We start from the raw sequence: 21,777 nt of genomic DNA on the forward strand, positions 1-21,777 counted from the left end.
GCGGCGCCGGCCTTCGGCGCCGCCTCGACGAACCAACAAGAATTGACAGGGGAGGGACCCATGGCCGCGAACGAGACGATCGAAACCTTCCTCGACGGCCTGGCGAGTTCGGCTCCGACCCCCGGCGGCGGCGGGGCGGCGGCGATCTCCGGCGCCATGGGCGCGGCGCTGGTCTCGATGGTCTGCAACCTCACCATCGGCAAGAAGAAGTACGTCGAGGTCGAGGCCGACCTGAAGCAGGTGCTGGAGAAGTCGGAAGGCCTGCGCCGGACGTTGACCGGCATGATCGCCGACGACGTCGAGGCGTTCGATGCGGTGATGGGCGCCTACGGGCTGCCGAAGAACACCGACGAGGAGAAGGCCGCCCGCGCCGCCAAGATCCAGGAGGCCCTGAAGACCGCGACCGACGTGCCGCTCGCCTGCTGCCGCGTCTGCCGCGAGGTGATCGATCTCGCCGAGATCGTCGCCGAGAAGGGCAATCTCAACGTGATTTCGGACGCCGGTGTCGCGGTGCTGTCGGCCTATGCCGGCCTGCGCTCGGCGGCGCTCAACGTCTACGTCAACGCCAAGGGCCTGGACGACCGCGCCTTCGCCGAGGAGCGGCTGAAGGAGCTGGAATCCCTGCTGGCCGAGGCCGGCGCGATCAACGAGCGCGTCTACGCGGTCGTGAAGGCCAAGGTGAACTGAGACCTACGCATCCGCCCGCCGTCATCGCGGGCGGATGCGAAGCCATTCCCGAGTGTAACGGTTCCGGCCGGGGCGAGTCCTGTGGCTGCGCCTCGCAAGGACTGAGAGCGGACGGCCGCCGTCCAACCCTGCCCCTCGTCCTGAGGTGCCGCGAAGCGGCCTCCGAGGACCTTCCGTGACCCGCGCGATTTCTGGACGATCCTTCGAGGTCCGCTCACGCGGGCACCTCAGGATGAGGGCGAGGGCAGGACGAGCGTTGCTACACCCAGTGTCCGCGCCGCCCGATCCTCAATTTAGAAGCCCGCTAAGTCTCTGACGGGCAAGCAAACTAAAGTACCAAAAAAGAAAAAATTGAGAGCCGACCCGCTTCCCGAAAAGTAATTTTTCCGCGAAGGTTGGCCCAACAAAAACGACGGAAACGCGAAGGAGGTCTCGATGGACGTTCACGAGTACCAAGCCAAGGAGCTGCTCGCGAGCTTCGGGGTCGCCGTCCCGAAGGGCGCCGTGGCCTTCAGCCCGGATCAGGCGGTCTACGCGGCGACCGAGCTCGGCGGCTCGTTCTGGGCGGTGAAGGCTCAGATCCATGCCGGCGCCCGCGGGAAGGCCGGCGGGATCAAGCTCTGCCGCACCTACAACGAGGTGCGCGACGCCGCCCGCGACCTGCTGGGGAAACGCCTCGTCACCCTTCAGACCGGACCTGAGGGCAAGCCAGTCCAGCGCGTCTATGTCGAGACCGCCGACCCGTTCGAGCGCGAACTCTATCTCGGCTACGTTCTCGATCGGAAGGCCGAGCGCGTCCGCGTCATCGCCTCCCAGCGCGGCGGCATGGATATCGAAGAGATCGCCGCCAAGGAGCCCGAGGCGCTGATCCAGGTCGTGGTCGAGCCGGCGGTCGGCCTGCAGCAGTTCCAGGCCCGCGAGATCGCGTTCCAGCTCGGGCTCAACATCAAGCAGGTTTCGGCCGCGGTGAAGACCATCATGAACGCCTACCGGGCGTTCCGCGACTGCGACGGCACCATGCTGGAGATCAACCCGCTCGTCGTCACCAAGGACGACCGGGTGCTGGCGCTCGACGCCAAGATGTCCTTCGACGACAACGCCCTGTTCCGCCGCCGCAACATCGCGGACATGCACGACCCATCCCAGGGCGATCCCCGCGAGGCCCAGGCCGCCGAGCACAATCTCAGCTATATCGGCCTCGACGGCGAGATCGGCTGCATCGTCAACGGAGCGGGTCTGGCCATGGCGACCATGGACATGATCAAGCACGCGGGCGGCGAGCCGGCGAATTTTTTGGATGTGGGTGGTGGTGCCAGCCCAGACCGGGTTGCGACGGCCTTCCGTCTCGTCCTGTCCGACCGCAACGTGAAGGCGATCCTCGTCAACATTTTCGCCGGCATCAACCGCTGCGACTGGGTCGCCGAGGGCGTGGTGAAGGCCGCGCGCGAGGTGAAGATCGACGTGCCGCTCGTGGTGCGTCTGGCCGGCACGAATGTCGAGGAGGGCCAGAAAATCCTCGCCGAGAGCGGGCTCGACCTCATCACCGCCGACACCCTCACGGAAGCCGCGCGCAAGGCCGTCGAAGCCTGCCACGGCGCCAAGCACTGACGAACGGGGGAGGAATCACGCCATGAGCATTCTCATCGACGAGAAGACCCCGATCCTCGTCCAGGGCATCACGGGCGATAAGGGCACCTTCCACGCCAAGGAAATGATCGCCTACGGCTCCAACGTCGTCGGCGGCGTCACCCCGGGCAAGGGCGGCAAGACCCATTGCGGCGTGCCGGTGTTCAACACCGTCAAGGAGGCGGTGGAGGCGACCGGCGCCACCACCTCGATCACCTTCGTGGCGCCTCCCTTCGCGGCGGACGCGATCATGGAGGCGGCCGATGCGGGTCTGAGGCTCGTCTGCTCGATCACCGACGGCATTCCGGCCCAGGACATGATGCGGGTGAAGCGCTACCTGCGGCGCTATCCGAAGGAGAAGCGCACGATGGTGGTCGGCCCGAACTGCGCCGGCATCATCTCGCCGGGCAAGTCGATGCTCGGCATCATGCCCGGCCACATCTACCTGCCGGGCAAGGTCGGCGTAATCTCCCGCTCCGGCACGCTCGGCTACGAGGCTGCCGCGCAGATGAAGGAGCTCGGCATCGGCATCTCGACCTCCGTCGGCATCGGCGGCGATCCGATCAACGGCTCCTCCTTCCTCGACCATCTCGCCCTGTTCGAGCAGGACCCGGAGACCGAGGCCGTGCTGATGATCGGCGAGATCGGCGGCCCGCAGGAGGCCGAGGCCTCGGCCTGGATCAAGGAGAACTTTTCGAAGCCCGTGATCGGGTTCGTGGCCGGACTGACTGCGCCGAAGGGCCGCCGCATGGGGCATGCCGGCGCGATCATCTCGGCGACCGGCGACAGCGCCGCCGAGAAGGCCGAGATCATGAAGTCCTACGGCCTGACCGTCGCGCCCGATCCGGGCTCCTTCGGCCGGACCGTGGCCGACGTGCTCGCCCGCGCGGCGTAATCGCGCTGTCCCCTCTTCCGAGCGGGGAGGGGGCTTCGGGGTGGTGCGAGCGGCACCGCCTCACCTGACTTGAACGACCTGCCCCTCCTCGCTTCGGCCTCGCGTTTGGGAGGAGGGGGCTTTGTGGATCGGAGTGATCCACCGTCCCGCAGGCCTGCCCACGGGAGTCCGAAAAGAGAACCTCGCCAGGGGGGATCCCATGACCAAGACGCTGCACGCCCGGCCGTCAGCCGCGACCGACTCGACCTTCGCGCCGCCGGTCATCACCGGCACGGCGACCGAGGACGCCCTCGAGATCCTGTTCCACGCCCTGCTCGACGTGGCGCGCCGCCACGATCCCGAGCTGGAGGACGTGCTGCACGGGCGCGCCGACATCTCCTCCTTCACGCCGGAAATGCTGGCCCGCGCGCTGCAGGTGCAGGGCATCTGGTTCCAGCTCGTCTCGATCGCGGAGCAGAACGCGGCCATGCGCCGCCGCCGCCATGTCGAGCGCGACCAGGGCCGCGAGGCGCTGAACGGATCCTTCGCCAAGGTTCTGGCGGAAGCCTCCGCCCGGGGCATCGGCCCGCAGCAGATCCACACCCTGCTGAAGGATCTGCGCATCCGCCCGACGATCACCGCCCACCCCACCGAGGGCAAGCGGGTGACGGTGCTGGAGAAGCTGCGCCGGATCTACCTCGTGCTGCGCGAGCTGGAGTTGCCGCGCTGGACCGAGCGCGAGCGCAACGGCCTGATGAACGAGCTGCGCGACCAGATCGAGCTGATCTGGATGACCGGCGAGCTGCATCTGGAGAAGGCCACCGTCGAGCGCGAGGTCGCCTGGGGCCTGCACTTCTTCGACGAGACCCTGTTCGAGATGCTGCCCGAGGTGATGGTCTCCCTTGAGGAGAGCCTCGCCCAATACTATCCCGACGAGACCTTCGAGGTGCCGCCCTTCTTCCAGTTCGGAAGCTGGATCGGCGGCGACCGGGACGGCAATCCCTACGTCACCGCCAGCGTCACCCGCGAGACGTTGCAGCGCAATGCGCTGGCGAGCCTGCGGCGCTACCGCGACGGCATCACCCATCTCGGCCGGGTGCTCTCGATCACCGAGCGCTCGCTGCCGGTGCCGGAGGCGTTCCGCCAGGAACTCGCCCACATGCTCGCCGAGTCCGGCGACGGGCGCGCCATCGCCAACCGCAACCCGGGCGAGGCCTACCGCCAGTTCCTCTCCTGTGTGCTGCGCAAGCTCGAAGCCACCATCGCCCGCAACAAGGGCGCCCGCTCGGTCGGCCCCGATTATCCGAGCGCGGACGGGCTCATCAACGATCTGCGCACCCTCGAGAAGGGGCTCGCCGACGCCAAGTGCGGGGCGCTCGCCACCGACATCGTGCGGCCGGTGCGGCGGATGGTGGAGATCTTCCGCTTCTCGACCGTGCGGCTGGATCTCCGCGAGAATTCGACCCGCACCACCAAGACGCTGCACGCCCTGTGGAAGCTGCGCAACGGCGACCGCGAGCCGCCGGCGCTCGATGCGCCCGCCTGGAAGGAGTGGCTGCTCACCGAACTCGCCCGGCCGCGGACGCCGGAGACCTCGTTCGAGGATTTCGCCGACCGGCTGCCCGACGACGCCCGCGAGACGCTCGCCACCTTCGCCCTGGTCGGCGAAATGCGCGACACCCTCGACCGCGAGGCGTTCGGCGCCTTCATCCTGTCGATGACGCGCTCGACCGTGGACGTGCTCGGCGCCTACCTGCTGGCCAAGGAGGCCGGCATCTTCCTCGACGCCACCGGCACCGAGATTTGCCCGCTGCCGATCGTGCCGCTGTTCGAGACCATCGACGACCTGCGCGCCGCGCCGACCATCATGAAGGAGCTGCTCGGCATCCCCGTGGTGCGCCGCTCCACCCGCTGGCAGGGCGGGGTGCAGGAAGTGATGATCGGCTATTCCGATTCCAACAAGGACGGCGGCTTCATCGCCTCGAACTGGGAGCTGTACAAGGCGCAGGTGCGGCTGACGACGCTCGGCAACCATCTCGGCGTGCCGATCGCCTTCTTCCATGGCCGCGGCGGCTCGGTGAGCCGCGGCGGCGTGCCGACCCATCGCGGCATCGCGGCGCAGCCGCCGGGCTCGATCCAGGGCCGCTTCCGCATCACCGAGCAGGGCGAGGTCGTCTCGTTCAAATACGCCAACCGCGGCACGGCGGCCTACCAGATGGAGCTGCTGGCGGCCTCGGTCTTCGAGCACGCCCTGCTCTCGGAAGGGAACGGCAACGGCTCGCGCGCCGAACTCGACGACGCGCTGGAGGCGCTCTCGGGCGCCTCGCGGGCGGCCTATGTCAACCTGCTCCAGGCGGACGGCCTCGTCGATTACTTCCAGGCGGCGAGCCCGCTCGACGAGATCGCCCTGCTCAATATCGGCTCGCGGCCCGCGCGCCGCTTCGGCGCCAAGTCGCTCTCGGATCTGCGGGCGATCCCCTGGGTGTTCGCGTGGTCGCAGAACCGCCACGTCATCACCGGCTGGTACGGCGTCGGGTCGGGGCTGAAGAGCTTCATCGACGTGCGCGGGCAACAGGGCGAAGCCCTGCTCAAGCGCATGTTCCGGGATTGCCGGGTGTTCCGCCTCGTCCTCGACGAGGTCGAGAAGACGCTGATGATGGTCGATCTGGAGATCGCCCGCGACTATGCCGGCCTCGTCGAGGACGAGGGCATCCGCGCGCGCATCTTCGGCATGATCGAGCAGGAATACGCGCTGACCCGCGAGATGGTGCTGCGGGTCTCCGGCGACGGCGAACTCGCCCAGCGCTTCCCGCAATTCAGCGAGCGCCTGCGCGGCCGGCTGCCGACCATCAACCAGGTCAGCCGCGAGCAGGTCGAGCTGCTGCGCCGCTACCGCAGCGAAACCGACGAGGACAAGCGCGAGGCGGTGAAGTCCGCCCTGCTGCTCTCGATCAACTGCATCGCCGTCGGCTTCGGCGCGACTGGATAATGCATACAATCTCGACGACGTGTCTCGGACCCGGCTGGACGGCCGGGCCGGGCGCGCGAGATAGAAGCGCGGCACGCAATCTGTGAAAGTGACCGCGCGCAGGACAAGACGGTCTCAAAGAACGGAGGACTCCCGATGAGCTTCACCCTGATCCAGCAGGCCACGCCCCGCCTGCACCGCTCGGAACTCGCGGTTCCCGGCTCCAACCCGACCTTCATGGAGAAGTCCGCCGCCTCGAAGGCCGACGTGATCTTCCTCGACCTCGAGGACGCGGTCGCGCCCGACGACAAGGAGCAGGCCCGCAAGAACATCATCCAGGCGCTCAACGACCTGGATTGGGGCAACAAGACCATGATGATCCGCATCAACGGTCTCGACACCCACTACATGTACCGCGACGTCGTCGACATCGTGGAGGCCTGCCCGCGCCTCGACATGATCCTGATCCCGAAGGTCGGCGTGCCGGCCGACGTCTACGCCATCGACGTGCTGGTGACGCAGATCGAGCAGGCCAAGAAGCGCGAGAAGAAGATCGGCTTCGAGGTGCTGATCGAGACCGCGCTCGGCATGGCCAATGTCGAGGCGATCGCGACCTCCTCCAAGCGCTTGGAGGCGATGTCCTTCGGTGTGGCCGACTACGCCGCCTCCACCCGCGCCCGCTCCACCGTGATCGGCGGCGTGAACCCCGATTACTCGGTGCTCACCGACAAGGACGAGGCCGGCAACCGCCAGACCCACTGGCAGGATCCGTGGCTGTTCGCCCAGAACCGGATGCTGGTGGCCTGCCGCGCCTACGGCCTGCGCCCGATCGACGGCCCGTTCGGCGACTTCTCCGATCCGGACGGCTACAAGTCCGCCGCCCGCCGCTGCGCCGCGCTCGGCTTCGAGGGCAAGTGGGCGATCCACCCCTCGCAGATCGATCTCGCCAACGAGGTCTTCACCCCCTCCGAGGCCGAGGTCACCAAGGCCCGCCGCATCCTCGAAGCCATGGAGGAGGCTGCCAAGGCCGGCCGCGGCGCCGTCTCGCTCGACGGCCGCCTCATCGACATCGCCTCGATCCGCATGGCCGAGGCGCTGATCCAGAAGGCCGACGCGATGGGCGGGAAGTGATCTCTTTCCACCGGTAGAACGGAGGATGGCCGGGCTCATGCCCGGCCATTTTCTTTTGGGGCGGCCGGCGCGTCAGGCGCGGCCGTTCCGCTCGATCGCGTCGAGGACGGCGTCGGGCGCCACATCCCGGCTGAGTTCGCCGACTTCCGGATCGGCCCCTGTCTCGATACCCATCCGCTCCGTGATCGCCGACACCATCGCGACAAGTTTCGTCACCTCGTGCTCGGCCAGAAGGCTGATGTGGAGGTCGAGATCGGCCCGCTTGTCGGCCGCCGCGGCCATGCGGTTCTGGCTGATCAGCACGAAGGTCGAGAGAAAGATCGCTTCCACCGATGCCGAGGTCCCGAGGATCACGAAGGACGCATCCCATTTCGGCAGGATCGGCAGCAGCCCCGTATTCACCAGGGTCCAGAAGCCGAACAGCACGACGTGCAGGGCGACGAACGCCATGCTGCCCGTGAACCGCGTGATCGTCTCGGCGATGCGATCCTGCAGGGAGGCGTCCCGGTCCGCGGCGCTTCGGCGCTCCTGCAGCGTCCGGATGTTGCGAAGGAGCGCGGGCGCCAAGCCTTCCGGCTGAGGCGGCGGATAGGTCGTCCGTGCGGCGGGGCTGTCCATTCGTCTTGCCTTGGCGTCATGACGGGTCTCAGGAGGACGGTGGCGGAGCAACCGGCCTGAGCCGCGGGCTGATCCCAAGGGAGCGAGCGAAACCGCTGGAAGCCTCGTCCGGGACCGTGGTCGGCTCTTTCGGGCGGCCGCGGCGGCGGCGGTGCGTGGCCGCGAGCCCGCCTATCGCCGTTCGCCGACGGGGCCGGGCTTCGGGCGACGCATTCGCCTTTTCCGGAGAGCCGGCATCCCCCTTTCCAGGCGACGCCCTAACTCTGCCGTCGGGCGATCGCCCGCTCGACGGATCCATAGCCTGAGAGGCGCGCATGACCGCGTTCGACGCCGACCTTCGCAGCCTCGCGGCTCAGACCACCCTGTCGCGCCGCACCGTGATCGCCACGAGCCTCGCCAGCGGCTTCGCGCTCGCGGTGCAGCCCGTGGCGGCCCAGACCACCATCACCACGGACACCAATGGGCTGACGGCCGGCGAGGTGAGGATCCCGACGCCGAACGGCGAGATCCCCGCCTACCGGGCGATGCCGGCGGAGGGCGGGCCCTTCCCGACGGTGCTGGTCATCCAGGAGATCTTCGGCGTGCACGAGCACATCAAGGATGTGTGCCGCCGCCTGGCCAAGCTCGGCACCTTCGCCCTGGCGCCCGAACTCTACGCCCGGCAGGGCGATGTTTCGAAGTTGGCGAACATCCAGCAGATCGTCGGCGAGGTCGTCTCCAAGGTGCCCGACGCTCAGGTGATGAGCGACCTCGACGCGGCCGTCGCCTTCGCCAAGGCGAGCGGCAAGGCCGACACGGCCCGCCTCGGCATCACCGGCTTCTGCTGGGGCGGGCGCATCACCTGGCTCTACGCCGCGCACAATCCGGCGGTGAAGGCGGGCGTTGCCTGGTACGGGCGGCTCGTGGGCGACAGCTCGGACCTGATGCCGAAGAACCCCGTCGATGTCGCCGCCGACCTCAAGGCGCCGGTGCTCGGCCTCTACGGCGGGGCGGACCAAGGGATCCCGGTCGCGACGATCGACCGGATGAAGGAGGCCTGCCGGGCCGCCGGCAAGACCTGCGACTTCGTCGTCTATCCGGACGCGCCGCACGCCTTCCACGCCGATTACCGCCCGAGCTACCGGGCCGAGCCGGCGCAGGACGGTTGGCGGCGGATGCAGGACTGGTTCCGGCAGCACGGCGTGGCGTAAGGCCAGCGTCCGGCCGTTCGTCTCGTCGGCCTCACATCGTCGTCGCAAGCGCTAGCGAAGCAAACCGGAACACGGCATCTCCGAAGAGGTCGCGCCCTGGTTCGCCACGGCTTCGCCTCGCGATGACGGGAGCGAACGACAAGATCAGGCGGAGGTCGCCCAGCTTCGCTTCACTTGTCGTACTTGATGTAGGCGAAACGCGGATCGGTTGGCGTCCCTTCGAGGGCGCCGCCCTCGGCGCCCGGCTGCCAGCTCACTACCTCCTCGATCTTCTTGGCCAGCGCAAAATCCTTCTCGGTGATGCCCTTGGCGGCGTGGTTCATCAGTCGGACCTCGACCCAGGCATAGGACGCGGTGAGGTCGGGATGGTGCCACGCGGCCTCGGCCAGATGGCCCACGGTGTTGATCACCATCAGCGTGCTCTTCCACGAGGCGGTCTTGTAGGTCCGGCGAATCCAACCGTCCTCCAGCCGCCACTCCGGAAGCTCCTCCTTGAGCCGCCGCTCCACCGTCGCGTCGTCGAGGACGCCCTCGCGTGCCTGTGCCATCGTCACCTCCCTTGGAACCGGCGAACCTTGGAACCGGCGAAAACCTGCGTCCGGACGGGCGGCGGCGCAAGCCGGATCGAAGCGCGCGGGCCCGCATGTCGCAGAGGAAACGCCGGGGCCGGCTGTGGACGGGGCGGAGCCGAGTCCCTATTAAAAAATTCAACAGAAAACGTCCGCTTCCCGAGAGGCGGGACGGCCTGATCGAGAATTCATGAGGACGCCCATGCTGTCACGGCGCGGAATGCTCGCGACGGCGGCCCTGTCGCTCGCGGCGGCGCTGCCGACGGTTCGCCCCGCGCGGGCGGCGGGCGAGACATTCCGGCTCGGCGTGCTGCCCTTCGGCACCGCCTCCTGGGAGGCCGCGGTGATCAAGGCGCGCGGCTTCGATACGGCCAACGGCTTCACCCTCGACATCGTCAAGCTCGCCGGCAACGATGCCGCCCGCATCGCCTTCCTCGGCGGTCAGGTGGACGCGATCGTCGGCGACCTGATCTTCGCCGCCCGGCTCGGCAACGAGGGACGCGGCGTGCGCTTCTCGCCCTACTCGACCACCGAGGGCGCGCTGATGGTGCCGGCCGGAAGTCCGATCACCGACCTGAAGGCGCTCTCGGGCAAGCGGCTCGGGGTGGCCGGCGGGGCGCTCGACAAGAACTGGATCCTGCTGAAGGCGCAGGCGCGCGAGACGGCGGGGCTCGAACTCGACACCGCCGCGCAGATCGCCTACGGCGCGCCGCCGCTGCTGGCGCAGAAGCTGGAGAGCGGCGAGCTCGATGCGGCCCTGCTCTACTGGCAGTTCTGCGCGCGTCTCGAGGCCAAGGGCTTCAGGCGGCTGATCTCGGCCGACGACGTGATGCGGGCCTTCGGCGCCAAGGGCGCGGTCTCGCTGATCGGTTATCTCTACGAGGGTCACACCGTGGCCGACCGGGGCGAGGTGGTGCGCGGGTTCGCCCGGGCCTCGGCCGCTGCCAAGGATGCGCTGGCGAACGAGCCGGCCCTGTGGGAGACGGTCCGACCGCTCATGGCGGCGGAGGACGATGCCACCTTCGCCACCCTCAAGCGCGACTTCCTCGCCGGCATCCCGCGCCGGCCGATCGCCGCCGAGCGCGCGGACGGCGAGCGCATCTACGCCGCCCTGGACCGGTTCGCGGGGGCGCAGCTCCTCGGCGCCGGCAAGACGCTGCCGCCGGATCTCTATCTCGACGCCGCGGGCAATGGCTGACGACGCCGCGATGACGGCCTCGGTCCGCTGACGCTTCGCATGGCCCTGCTCGCGCGCCTCCTCTCCCTCGCCGTCCTGCTCGCCCTCTGGCAGGGCGTCTCGGTCTACGCCGACATACGGACCCTGCCGGCACCGAGTGCGGTGCTCGCCTTCGTCCTGCGCGAGGCGGAAACGGGCGACCTCCTCTTCAATGTCGGCGTCACGCTCGCCCGCGTCGCGGTCTCCTTCGTGATCGCCATGAGCCTCGGCGTGCTGCTCGGCATCGCCCTGGGACGCTCGCGCTTCGCCGACCGGCTGCTCGACACGCCGCTTCTCGTGATCCTCAACACGCCGGCCCTCGTCATCACGGTGCTGGCCTATGTCTGGCTCGGGCTGACAGAGACCGCCGCCATCGTCGCGGTGGCACTCAACAAGTTGCCCAATGTCGCGGTCATCATGCGCGAGGGCGCCCGCGGCCTCGATCCCGGCCTGGAGGAGATGGCGACGACCTACCGCTTCGACCGGCGCACCTGGATCGCCCACGTGCTGCTGCCGCAGCTCCAGCCCTTCATGGTGGCGGCGGCGCGCTCCGGCATCTCGCTCGCCTGGAAGATCGTGCTGGTGGTCGAGCTGCTCGGGCGCCCGAATGGGGTCGGCTTTGCCATCAACTACTACTTCACCCTCTTCGACGTCACCGCGGTGATCGGCTACAGCCTCGTCTTCATGAGCGTGATGCTCGCCATCGACGCCCTCCTGCTCCAGCCCCTCGACGCCCATGTCCGCCGCTGGCGCTGAGACGGGCCCCGAGGTGGCCGGCGCCGGGGCCGCGCCGCTCCTGCCCGCGCCCCTTCTGACGGTGCGTGTGGACCGCAAGGTCTATCGCAAGGCCGGCCGCAAGGCGCGCACCGAAGCCGTGGAGGCGGTGCGCGGCCTCGCCTTCGACCTGTATGCCGGCGAGATCACCTGCCTGATCGGGCCTTCGGGGGCGGGCAAGACCACGACCCTGCGCATCCTGCTCGGCCTCGATCGCGACTTCGAGGGCGCTGTCATTCCCGAACCGTCCCGGGCCGGAATCGCGATGGTGTTCCAGGATCCGCGCCTGCTGCCCTGGCGCACGGTCGAGCAGAATGTCCGGCTCGGCCTGCCCCGTGAGCAGCGGGCGCGCGACCTCGACGCTCTGTTCGAATCGCTCGGGCTCACGCCCTGGCGCGCCCACTATCCCGGGGCGCTGTCCCTCGGGATGCAGCGCCGTGTGGCCCTCGCGCGGGCGCTGGCGCTGGAGCCGCGGATCCTCGTTCTCGACGAGCCCTTCGTCTCCCTCGACGACGCCGCCGCCGCCTCCCTGCGCGCGCTGGTGGTCGAGGCGGTGGGCCGTTCCGGCACGAGCGTCCTGATGGTCACGCACAACGTTGCCGAAGCCATCGAGATCGCCGACCGGCTCCTGCTGGTCTCGCCCCGGCCCGCCCATCTCCTGGCAAGCATTCCCCTCGAACGGCCGCGCACGGGGCGCGACCGGGCCTGGGCCGACGCGACCCGCGCAAGCATGGCCGCCCGTTTCCCCGGTATCGTTGCCGTGTGAGGCGGGATCCGGGGCGGCCGTCGGGGGAGGATCCGAGTCGCGACGACGGCCGTCGAGCGAAGCCGAGGGGGCTGCAGCCGTCCGATTGCCGATTCGTCCCGGGTATCACCGCTGTCCCTTAAGGATAAGCGGAACGGTTCGGTGCAAAATTTTCCCGCTCGCAATTGGGCGATCCGGTCCCTCCGAGCCAGTCCGCCCCGCCATTCCCAGCCGCCTCATGTTTTGCGCTGCGATACCGAACACCCGTCTGAGGAGGGCAAATCTCAGGAATTAAAGTGCCGTTTCTGCATGCGGGTTGGGAAAATTTGGCCCGCCCATGCAGCGGACGCATTTCATGGCACGATCTCGATCTTCGTTACGTCAAAGCAAAAGTGAGATGTGTGCGCCGCATATTAAATTGTGCAGCGCAAAAACTGCGTTTTATCAGAAAAATTCCATGATAAGGGTTGTGTCGGCTGCGACATTCGACGCGCGAAATCGAGTTGACGGCGGCGGAAATTTTCTTAGAGTTCGTTCAAGCTTCGGTTTGAGGGGGCCGCTAGGGGATGCGGAACCAGCCGCTTAAGCTGCCGGGAATGCAGGATTATCCTGATTCCGGAGCAGCTGTCGCGAGCTGCCGGAGCGAATACCATCCCTGTCGCAAACAGCAGGTCAATCCAAGGCGGGCAGCGGGCTGCCGTCCGTCCGACGATAAGACCTGTCGGAGGAATCCATGAGAGCGGTACATCTTCTCGCCCTCGGTGCGGGTCTCGCTGCTGCGAGCCCGGCCCTGGCCAACGAAAGCGTCATGAAGGGCATCGCCAACCCGGCGGAGCAGGTTCTTCAGACCGTCGACTACGCCAACACCCGCTATTCCAAGCTCGACCAGATCAACGCCAACAACGTCAAGAACCTCCAGGTTGCCTGGACCTTCTCGACCGGCGTTCTGCGCGGCCACGAGGGCTCCCCGCTCGTCGTCGGCAACATCATGTACGTCCACACGCCCTTCCCGAACATCGTCTACGCGCTGGATCTCGACCAGGGCGCCAAGATCGTGTGGAAGTACGAGCCCAAGCAGGATCCGTCCGTGATCCCGGTGATGTGCTGTGACACGGTCAACCGTGGTCTGGCCTACGCCGACGGCGCCATCCTCCTGCACCAGGCCGACACCACGCTCGTGTCGCTCGACGCCAAGACCGGCAAGGTCAACTGGTCGGTCAAGAACGGCGACCCGTCCAAGGGTGAGACCAACACCGCCACCGTTCTCCCGGTGAAGGACAAGGTCATCGTCGGCATCTCCGGCGGCGAGTTCGGCGTGAACTGCCACGTCACGGCTTACGACCTGAAGTCGGGCAAGAAGGTGTGGCGCGGCCACTCCCAGGGCCCCGACGCCGACATGATCATGGACCCCGAGAAGACCACCTCGCTCGGCAAGCCGGTCGGCAAGGACTCCTCGCTGAAGACCTGGGAAGGCGATCAGTGGAAGACCGGCGGCGGCTGCACCTGGGGCTGGTTCTCCTACGATCCCAAGCTCGACCTCTTCTACTACGGCTCGGGCAACCCCTCGACCTGGAACCCGAAGCAGCGTCCGGGCGACAACAAGTGGTCCATGACGATCTGGGCGCGTAACCCGGATACCGGCATGGCCAAGTGGGTCTACCAGATGACCCCGCACGACGAGTGGGACTACGACGGCATCAACGAGATGATCCTCACGGATCAGAAGATCGACGGCAAGGAGCGCCCGCTCCTGACGCACTTCGACCGTAACGGCTTCGGCTACACGCTCGATCGCGCCACCGGCGAACTGCTCGTCGCCGAGAAGTACGATCCGGTCGTGAACTGGGCCACCAAGGTCGACATGGACAAGGGTTCCAAGACCTACGGCCGTCCGCTGGTCGTGTCGAAGTACTCGACCGAGCAGAACGGCGAGGACGTGAACTCGAAGGGCATCTGCCCGGCGGCGCTCGGCTCCAAGGACCAGCAGCCGGCGGCCTTCTCGCCCAAGACCAACCTGTTCTACGTGCCGACCAACCACGTCTGCATGGACTACGAGCCGTTCCGGGTGACCTACACCCCGGGCCAGCCCTATGTCGGTGCGACCCTCTCGATGTACCCGGCCCCCGGCTCGCACGGCGGCATGGGTAACTTCATCGCCTGGGACGGCGTGAACGGTAAGATCAAGTGGTCGAACCCCGAGCAGTTCTCGGCCTGGGGCGGCGCGCTGGCCACCGCCGGTGACGTGGTCTTCTACGGCACGCTGGAAGGCTACCTGAAGGCGGTCGACTCGAAGTCGGGTAAGGAACTCTACAAGTTCAAGACCCCGTCGGGCATCATCGGCAACGTGATGACCTACGAGCACAAGGGCAAGCAGTACGTGGGCGTCCTGTCGGGCGTCGGCGGCTGGGCTGGCATCGGCCTCGCGGCCGGCCTGACCGACCCGAACGCCGGCCTCGGCGCGGTGGGCGGCTACGCGGCCCTGTCGAGCTACACCAACCTCGGTGGCCAGCTGACGGTCTTCGCTCTGCCGAACAACTAAGTCGTCGCTTGCGACACTGAGCCTAAGGATGCCGGCGCGGGAAATCGCGCCGGCATCTTTATGATTTTATGATTATGCTGTAGGGCCTGCTAGTAGCCGCACGATCTACGTTGCGGTGCAACATGATGGTCTCGGGAGAAACGTCGTTGTCTTCGATAAAAAGAACCGCTGTTCTTGGTCTCGTCGGTGCGGCCCTGCTCGGAGCGGTTCCGACCGCGACCGCCGTCCTCGCGCAGGACGCCAAGCCGGAACTCGCCAACAAGCTCGATCCGAACGCCAAGGAGATTGACGAGCCGGTGCTCAAGGCCGCCACGGCGGTGAAGGAAGAAGATGGCAAGTACCTCGACAAGGATGGCCACCCGACCTTCCACATCACCAACGACGGCAAGAAGGTCGATTGGTACACCTATTCCGGGTACCGCCGGTATCACGCCGAGTGCCACGTCTGCCACGGTCCGGACGGCATGGGTTCGACCTACGCCCCCGTCCTGAAGGACTCGCTCAAGCGCCTCTCCTACGAAGAGTTCTACGGCATCCTCGCCGGTGGCCGTCAGAACCATACGGCGGGCAACGAGAGCGTCATGCCGGCCTTCGGCGATAACAAGAACGTCATGTGCTACGCCAACGACCTCTACGTGTACCTGCGCGCCCGCGCCGCCGGTGCCTGGGGCCGTGCGCGTCCGGGCGAGAAGGAAGAGAAGCCCGAGAGCGCCAAGACGGCCGAGAAGGAGTGCCTCGGCGGCTGATGACCCGCTCGAGCCCTCTCGTTTCAATCGCGGCCGCCGCGCTCCTGCTCTCGGCAGGGGCGCGGCCCGTCCATGCGCAACATCTGCCGGATCTGGTCACGCAGGACGTCCTGCGCGTCTGCAGCGATCCCGGCAACATGCCGTTCTCCGCCCGCAAGGGCGACGGCTTCGAGAACAAGATCGCGCAGATCGTCGCCGACGAACTGAAGGTGAAGCTGCGCTACTATTGGCTCACCCAGGGGCCCGGCTTCGTCCGCAACACCCTCGGGACCGGCCTGTGCGACCTGATCATCGGCACGTCGGGCGGCGAGATCGTTCAGGCGACCAATCCCTATTACCGGTCGGCCTACGTCCTGGTGGCACGCAAGGGCGAGCTGCCGGACATCAAGGCTCTCGACGACCCGCGGCTGAAGGATCGGCAGATCGGCATCATCGCCGGCACCCCGCCCTCCAACCGTCTGAGCGAGCTGAAGCTCGTCGGCGAGCACATCCACGCCTACGCGCCCTACGCTTTCGGAGCCGAGCGCAAGCATCAGACCGTGGCGGCGGAAGTGATCGCCGATCTCGCCGAGAAGAAGATCGACGTGGCGATCCTCTGGGGTCCGGCCGCGGGCTGGCTGGCCAAGCAGAGCGGCGTTCCGATGGATGTGGTGCCGCTCCTCAACGAGTCGTCGCGCCCGCCCCTGACCTTTCGCGTCTCGATGGGCGTGCGCCAGAACGAGAACGACTGGAAGCGCAGCCTCAACACCGTCCTGCGCAAACGCAAGGCCGATATCGAGAAGGTCTTGAGGGAATACGACGTGCCGCTGCTCGCCGAGGAGGAGAACAAGCTTCTCGGTGCGGCGGAGGAGTGATCGCCCGCTTCGCGATCGAGGCTCAAACCCGCGGTTCGGGCCTTTTTCATTCGACCCGCTCGATCCCCGTCGCGTCGAGCTTGGCCAGGGCTTGCGCCACGGTCTCGCCGCCGATGACGAGATCGGGGGCGATCTCGGCCAGCGGCACCAGCACGAAGGCCCGCTCGCGCACGAAGCGATGCGGCAGCACGAGGCGCTCGTCGGACACTTGCGCCCCCTCGTAGGCCAGCACGTCGATGTCGATCACCCGCGGTCCCCAGCGGCGCTCGCGAACCCGTCCGAGCGCCGCCTCGATCGCCAGGCAGACTTCCAGCAGCCCGTGCGGCGTCAGATCGGTGTCGATCGCCACCGCCGCGTTCAGGAACCAGTCCTGGTCGGTGTCGCCCCAGGGCGGCGTGCGGTAATCGGCGGAGCGCGCCGCGACCCGGATGCCGGGCGTCGCCGCGAGGTGCTCGACGGCCTCGGCCAGCCTCGCGGACTTGTCGCCGATATTGCTGCCGAGGCCGAGATAGGCGCGCGTCATCTCTTCTCCGTCGGCGAGACGCGGTCCGCGCGGCCGCGCACGATCTCGATGGCCGCGTAGTCGAGCACGGCGGGGATCGGCGCGCTCGGCTTGTCGATCCGCACCGCAATCGTCTCGATGCGGGGGAAGCGCGCGAGGCAGGTCTCGGCGATCGCCTCGGCCAGCGCCTCGATCAGGGCGAAGCGCCGGTTGGTGGCGATGTCGAGGGCGATCTCGGCCAGATCCGCGTAGCTCACGGTGGCGGCGACGTCGTCGCTGCGCCCGGCCTGCGACAGGTCGAGGCGGCATTCGAGCGAGATGTAGAAGCGCTGGCCGAGCCGCTCCTCCTCCGGCAGCACGCCGTGACGGGCGAAGACCGCGAGGCGGTGGACGAGGATGCGGTCAGCCATGGAGCGACCCGGGGCGCATCACCGCGTCGAGCACCCGCAGGGCCTCGACATGCGGCGCCACATCGTGGACGCGCATGATGTCGGCTCCGAGCGAGCCGGCGAGCACGTGCGCGGCGAGCGACCCGACGAGGCGGTCGCGCGGCGCCGTCTCCCGGTCGTGCAGGCGCCCGAGCAGGCTCTTGCGCGAGACGCCGACGAGGAGGGGGAAGCCCAGCGCCCGGATCTCGGGAAGCCGGCGCAGGGCTTCGAGATGCTGCTCCCAGCTCTTGCCGAAACCGATGCCGGGATCGAGCACGATGTCGCCCTCCGCGATTCCGGCGCGGCGAGCGATGTCGAGCGAGCGCTCGAAGAAGCGCAACATGTCGGCGACGATGTCGATAGAGCCGTCGATCGTCTCGCGGTTGTGCATGACGATGACCGGCGCGCCGTGCTCGGCGGCGACCCGGGCGATGTCCGGCTCGCGCTGCAGACCCCAGACATCGTTGACCAGGGTGGCGCCGGCCTTCAGCGCGACGTCGGCCGTGGAGGCCTTATAGGTGTCGATCGAGATCGGGACGGACAGGCCGGGCGCCACGGCGCCGATCACCGGCAGGACGCGGGACTGCTCTTCGGCAGCCGGCACCGGCGTGTGGCCGGGCCGGGTCGACTCGCCGCCGATGTCGAGGATGTCGGCGCCGTCCTGCGTCAGCGCCGCCGCCTGTTCACGCGCCGCCTCGACGCCCTCGAAGCGACCGCCATCCGAGAACGAGTCCGGCGTGACGTTGAGGATGCCCATCACCAGCGTGCGCCGGCCGAGGTCGGGCAGCAGGGTTTGCAGGCGCGTCGGCGGGGAAGCGGAGGGCGGCATCGGGTGTCGTCGACTCGTCGGGGTCCGGCCTGCCGGCCTAGCCCCTCGCATCCCGTTTAGCCAGATCCCTCGTGCCCTTTCGCGGGGCTGCGGTCGCGCGCCGGCTCAGGAGGCGCCGCGATAGCAGCGGATCTCCGCCTCGGCCTGGGCACGGCGCAGGTCGGCCACCTTGTCGTCGAACATCTTGGTCGACTTGAACGCCGTGGTGCGCTGTCCGATGCCCTGGCGCATCGAGAGGATGGTGCTCGCCTGCACGTACTTGTCGTAGGGCAGGATCGAGGCGAGGGCGTCGAGGGAGCAGGAGCACTTCTCCAGCGCCTCGCGGGTCTGGCCGTTGGCGGCCATGCAGCCGAACACGTAATCGGCCCGGGCGTCGGTCGGATAATCGTTTTCCTCGGCGCGCGCCGGCGCGGCAAGGAGAGCCGCCGCCAGCGCCGCGGCGAGTGCGGCCTCAGGAATCCTTCTGGTCATAATCGAGCCTCTCTTCGAGGAGTTCGCCGCCATCGGCCTTCAGGGTCCGCGCCTCGAGCGAGACGATCTCGCCCGGAACCTCCGGCGCGACGACGAAGGTGTAGGTGGTGGTTTCGAAACCGCGCATCCGCTCGGTCAGCGGGTCGCCCTCGAAGGGCTTCATCTCGACGCGCCAGCCCTCGACCTTGCGGCCCTTGAAATCGATCTGGACCGGCGTGACCGTCGCCTTCTCGCGCAGGCCCTTGCGGATCGCGTTCTTGATGTAGCGCGGGTTGGCCTCGAGCAGGCCGGCGAGACCCTTCAGGTGGTTCTCCAGGAACAGGCTCAGCACGGGATTGCCGGCCATGTCCGTGAAGGGACCCGCCGGGACACGGTTGCCGCCGGAAAACATCTGCACCCGGATATCGCGGCTCTCGGCGCTCTTGCCGGGCTCGACCGTGAGCTTGATCGCGTCGTTGAGCGGCGGACCGTAGGGACCTTTCACGATCCCGCTGCGGCGCAGGTAGTCGTAGGTCAGCGTGCTGCCGGGCGTCGTGTTCTTCATCTGCGGCTGCTCGAAGAGCAGGTCGCCGGCATTCGGCGCCGCAGCCTTGGCTGTGTCCTTGGCCGCCGGTGCGGTGTCCGAGGCCGCCCAGGCGAAGGGCGTGGTCGCGAGAAGCGTCGTCGAGAGAGCCGCCGCGAGGGTGGCTGCCAGGATAGTCCGTCTCAAAGGGGTGCCTTTTCGCTCAGGGGGTTTTGCACATTCGTCCCGATGCTGCGGTATATATAATCGGGCGGGTTCTCGGCAGCCTCTTCCTTGGCAAGATCCCGCATTTTCGCGTGAAGCGGCGAGAGCGAGCAGGCCGGATCGGTGTTGGCGGCATCGCCGGTGAGCGCCAGCGCCTGGCAGCGGCAGCCGCCCCAATCCTTCTCGCGCCGGTCGCAGGAGCGGCAGGGCTCCTTCATCCAAGACGTGCCGCGATAGGCGGCGAAGGCGGGCGATTTCGTCCAGATGTCGCCGAGCGAGTGGTCGCCGACATACCAGAATTCGAGGCCGGGAATCGTCTCGGCGGCGTGGCAGGGCAGCACCTTGCCCTGCGGCGTCACGTTCATCAGTTTGCGGCCCCAGCCGCCGGCGCAGGCCTTCGGATACTTGGCGTAGTAGTCCGGCACCACGAGGTCGATGACGAGCTGGCCCTTGAGGCGCTCGCGGGCGGCCTCGACGATGCGGATCGACTCGTCGACCTGGCGCTTGTCGGGCATCAGGGCGGCGCGGTTGACGTAGGCCCAGCCGTAATACTGGGTGTGGGCCACTTCCAGCCGCTTGGCGCCGAGCTTGACCGCGAGATCGATGAAGCCCGGCACCTCGTGGATGTTGCCGCGGTGGATCACCGAATTCAGCGTCAGCGGTAGGCCGAGTTCGGTGACGCGGGCGGCGAACTGCATTTTCTGAGGTTGCGCGTTCTTGAGGCCGCCGATCTTCTCGGCGTTCTGCGCGTCGACGCCCTGCACCGAGAGCTGCACGTGGTCGAGGCCGGCATCGTAGAGCGCGTCGAGCTTGGCCAGCGCACCTCCGACGCCGGAGGTGATCAGGTTCGAGTAGAGGCCGAGTTCGGCGCATTTGGCCGTGATCTCGACGATGTCGTTGCGGGCGGTCGGCTCACCGCCCGAGAGATGGACGTGCAGCACGCCGAGCCCCGCCGCCTCCGTCAGCACCCGCAGCCAGGTCTGTGTGTCGAGCTCGGCCGAGCGCCGGTCGAGCTCCAGCGGATTCGAGCAGTAGGGACAGCGCAGCGGGCAGCGGTGGGTCAGCTCGGCGAGCAGACCCACGGGCGCCGGAATCACGTCCGCGGGAGAGGGGGCGGGGGTCGGTGCATTCATCGCTCCAGAACCCTTTTCTGTGCGAGACCGGCCAGCATCGGGAGGATGTCGGCCTCGATGACGGCCGGATCGGCATCGTAGGTCTGGCCCAGGGTGTGGGCGATCTGCGAGACCGTGTTCTGGCCGTCGACGAGCTTGAGGACCGCGACGGCGTTGTCGTCGAGATCGAAGGTGCGCTCGGGCGCGAGCAGCACATGCTTGTTGCGGACCTCGTCGAAGCGCAGGCGCACGCCGCGGGGCAGGCGCGGCACGTCGCTGCCCGAGAAGGCCGCGGGCTGGGCCGTCGGCGTCGCGGCGGGGCCGGGCTCGGCGGGGGCGTTCTCGGTGACGAGGCCCTCGCCCGGCTGCCACGCATCCGGCGGCACCATGCCGGGGGAGACGTAGGCGAAGTAGAGCGCATCGAGCTGCGTCCAGAGCACGTTGCACTTGAAGGTCAACGCGTCCATGGCCGCCCGCTGCATCTCGGGCGTGGTGGCGTGCCGCTTGACGTAGTCGAGGGCGAAATCGGCGTCGCGCGGGGCCTGGGTCAGCCGCTTGTCGAAATAGGCCAGCGTCTCCTTGGTGATGAAGTCGTAGTTCTTCAGCATCCCGGCGACGCGCTCGGAGATGATCGTCGGCGAGAACATCTCGGTGAGCGAGGAGGCGATCGCCTCGAGCAGGCTCCGCTCGGAAACGAAGTGGACGTAGGCATCGACAGAGAAGCGGGTCGCCGACAGGATGCCCTGGGTGGAGAGCACGTAGTCGCGCGCGAAGCCGACGCCCTCGGCGAGCTTGAGCCAGCGCTCGATGCCGCCGTCGCCCTCATGGTCGCCGTCGTGGTCGACGATCCGCTGGCGCCAGATCCGGCGCAGCTGCGCATCCGGCAGGCGGGCCAGCAGCGCGGCATCCTTCACCGGGATCATCGCCTGATAATAGTAGCGGTTGAGCGCCCAGGCGCGGACCTGATCCTTCGAGAGCTTGCCGTCGTGCAGCAGCCGGTGGAACGGGTGGAGGTTGTGGTAGCGCCGGGCGCCGATATCGCGCAGCGCCGCCTCAAGCTCCTCGTGGCTCAGCAGGCGCTGGCCGGCTTCCGGGACGGGCGGCGGGAATTGGGCGGTCATGGCGTTCGGTCTCCCCGGCTTCGAGTCGCGTTTCCGATGTGGCTCGTTCG

Annotated in this window: 21 protein-coding genes; 12 read left to right on the forward strand and 9 right to left on the reverse strand. The window is 67.9% G+C overall.

Going from position 1 to position 21,777, the window contains the following annotated elements; genetic code table 11:
* The first annotated feature begins 60 nt into the window (after positions 1-60).
* From fchA to MPPM_RS09210, 5 genes are all read left to right on the forward strand, one after another.
* Positions 61-687 carry a methenyltetrahydrofolate cyclohydrolase gene (fchA, locus tag MPPM_RS09190; RefSeq protein ID WP_096484796.1) on the forward strand — a complete coding sequence of 209 codons (627 nt, stop codon included), beginning with the start codon at positions 61-63 and terminating at the stop codon, positions 685-687.
* Positions 688-1,122: 435 nt separating this feature from the next.
* On the forward strand, positions 1,123-2,295 hold the full coding sequence (locus tag MPPM_RS09195; protein ID WP_017485215.1) for a malate--CoA ligase subunit beta: 1,173 nt from the start codon (positions 1,123-1,125) through the stop codon (positions 2,293-2,295).
* Positions 2,296-2,317: 22 nt separating this feature from the next.
* On the forward strand, positions 2,318-3,208 hold the full coding sequence (gene sucD, locus MPPM_RS09200) for a succinate--CoA ligase subunit alpha (protein WP_096484797.1): 891 nt from the start codon (positions 2,318-2,320) through the stop codon (positions 3,206-3,208).
* A gap of 199 nt (positions 3,209-3,407) precedes the next feature.
* Complete coding sequence (locus tag MPPM_RS09205; RefSeq protein WP_096484798.1) at positions 3,408-6,176, forward strand: phosphoenolpyruvate carboxylase; 2,769 nt, start codon at positions 3,408-3,410, stop codon at positions 6,174-6,176.
* A 135-nt stretch (positions 6,177-6,311) separates the two neighbouring features.
* On the forward strand, positions 6,312-7,286 hold the full coding sequence (locus MPPM_RS09210; RefSeq protein WP_096484799.1) for an HpcH/HpaI aldolase/citrate lyase family protein: 975 nt from the start codon (positions 6,312-6,314) through the stop codon (positions 7,284-7,286).
* 72 nt (positions 7,287-7,358) lie between these two features.
* Here MPPM_RS09210 and MPPM_RS09215 read toward each other — a convergent pair whose 3' ends face one another.
* Complete coding sequence (locus MPPM_RS09215; protein ID WP_096484800.1) at positions 7,359-7,904, reverse strand: DUF1003 domain-containing protein; 546 nt, start codon at positions 7,902-7,904, stop codon at positions 7,359-7,361.
* A 314-nt stretch (positions 7,905-8,218) separates the two neighbouring features.
* Between MPPM_RS09215 and MPPM_RS09220 the strand changes: the two genes are divergently transcribed.
* Complete coding sequence (locus MPPM_RS09220) at positions 8,219-9,094, forward strand: dienelactone hydrolase family protein (RefSeq protein WP_096484801.1); 876 nt, start codon at positions 8,219-8,221, stop codon at positions 9,092-9,094.
* Between the two features lie 170 nt (positions 9,095-9,264).
* Here MPPM_RS09220 and MPPM_RS09225 read toward each other — a convergent pair whose 3' ends face one another.
* Positions 9,265-9,642, reverse strand: a complete 378-nt coding sequence (locus tag MPPM_RS09225) for a 4a-hydroxytetrahydrobiopterin dehydratase (protein ID WP_096484802.1) — start codon at positions 9,640-9,642, stop codon at positions 9,265-9,267.
* Between the two features lie 223 nt (positions 9,643-9,865).
* On the opposite strand from MPPM_RS09225, the gene MPPM_RS09230 reads away from it, so the two are divergent.
* The 6 genes from MPPM_RS09230 to xoxJ all read left to right on the forward strand — a co-directional run bounded on the left by MPPM_RS09230 (position 9,866) and on the right by xoxJ (position 16,537).
* Positions 9,866-10,861: an ABC transporter substrate-binding protein gene (locus MPPM_RS09230; RefSeq protein WP_096484803.1), complete on the forward strand. Its 996-nt coding sequence runs from the start codon at positions 9,866-9,868 to the stop codon at positions 10,859-10,861.
* A 39-nt stretch (positions 10,862-10,900) separates the two neighbouring features.
* Entirely contained in the window at positions 10,901-11,635 is a 735-nt protein-coding gene (locus MPPM_RS09235) for an ABC transporter permease (protein ID WP_096484804.1), read from the forward strand.
* Entirely contained in the window at positions 11,616-12,419 is an 804-nt protein-coding gene (locus MPPM_RS09240; protein WP_096484805.1) for an ABC transporter ATP-binding protein, read from the forward strand. Before MPPM_RS09235 ends, MPPM_RS09240 begins: the two co-directional genes overlap by 20 nt.
* Before the next feature lie 712 nt (positions 12,420-13,131).
* Positions 13,132-14,937, forward strand: coding sequence for a lanthanide-dependent methanol dehydrogenase XoxF1 (xoxF1, locus tag MPPM_RS09245; protein WP_026105635.1), 1,806 nt, complete (start codon positions 13,132-13,134; stop codon positions 14,935-14,937).
* A gap of 194 nt (positions 14,938-15,131) precedes the next feature.
* Positions 15,132-15,683 (forward strand): methanol metabolism c-type cytochrome XoxG, encoded by a 552-nt coding sequence (gene xoxG / locus MPPM_RS09250; RefSeq protein WP_194939365.1) that lies wholly within the window; start codon positions 15,132-15,134, stop codon positions 15,681-15,683.
* Entirely contained in the window at positions 15,683-16,537 is an 855-nt protein-coding gene (xoxJ, locus tag MPPM_RS09255; protein ID WP_096484807.1) for a rare earth element methanol dehydrogenase accessory protein XoxJ, read from the forward strand. Before xoxG ends, xoxJ begins: the two co-directional genes overlap by 1 nt.
* Positions 16,538-16,583: 46 nt before the next feature.
* Here the strand turns inward: xoxJ and folK are convergent, their stop codons facing one another.
* From folK to pqqC, 7 genes are all read right to left on the reverse strand, one after another.
* On the reverse strand, positions 16,584-17,060 hold the full coding sequence (gene folK / locus MPPM_RS09260; RefSeq protein ID WP_096484808.1) for a 2-amino-4-hydroxy-6-hydroxymethyldihydropteridine diphosphokinase: 477 nt from the start codon (positions 17,058-17,060) through the stop codon (positions 16,584-16,586).
* Positions 17,057-17,449, reverse strand: a complete 393-nt coding sequence (gene folB, locus MPPM_RS09265; protein WP_096484809.1) for a dihydroneopterin aldolase — start codon at positions 17,447-17,449, stop codon at positions 17,057-17,059. The genes folK and folB overlap by 4 nt, the downstream gene beginning before the upstream one ends.
* Entirely contained in the window at positions 17,442-18,296 is an 855-nt protein-coding gene (folP, locus tag MPPM_RS09270) for a dihydropteroate synthase (RefSeq protein WP_096484810.1), read from the reverse strand. Before folP ends, folB begins: the two co-directional genes overlap by 8 nt.
* A gap of 105 nt (positions 18,297-18,401) precedes the next feature.
* Complete coding sequence (locus tag MPPM_RS09275; RefSeq protein WP_096484811.1) at positions 18,402-18,767, reverse strand: hypothetical protein; 366 nt, start codon at positions 18,765-18,767, stop codon at positions 18,402-18,404.
* Positions 18,748-19,476 (reverse strand): hypothetical protein, encoded by a 729-nt coding sequence (locus MPPM_RS09280; RefSeq protein WP_096484812.1) that lies wholly within the window; start codon positions 19,474-19,476, stop codon positions 18,748-18,750. Before MPPM_RS09280 ends, MPPM_RS09275 begins: the two co-directional genes overlap by 20 nt.
* Complete coding sequence (gene pqqE / locus MPPM_RS09285; RefSeq protein ID WP_096484813.1) at positions 19,473-20,627, reverse strand: pyrroloquinoline quinone biosynthesis protein PqqE; 1,155 nt, start codon at positions 20,625-20,627, stop codon at positions 19,473-19,475. Before pqqE ends, MPPM_RS09280 begins: the two co-directional genes overlap by 4 nt.
* Positions 20,624-21,727 (reverse strand): pyrroloquinoline-quinone synthase PqqC, encoded by a 1,104-nt coding sequence (pqqC, locus tag MPPM_RS09290; RefSeq protein WP_017485233.1) that lies wholly within the window; start codon positions 21,725-21,727, stop codon positions 20,624-20,626. The genes pqqE and pqqC overlap by 4 nt, the downstream gene beginning before the upstream one ends.
* Positions 21,728-21,777 lie beyond the last annotated feature (50 nt).

The sequence above is a fragment of the Methylorubrum populi genome (assembly GCF_002355515.1).
GTDB lineage: Bacteria > Pseudomonadota > Alphaproteobacteria > Rhizobiales > Beijerinckiaceae > Methylobacterium > Methylobacterium populi_A.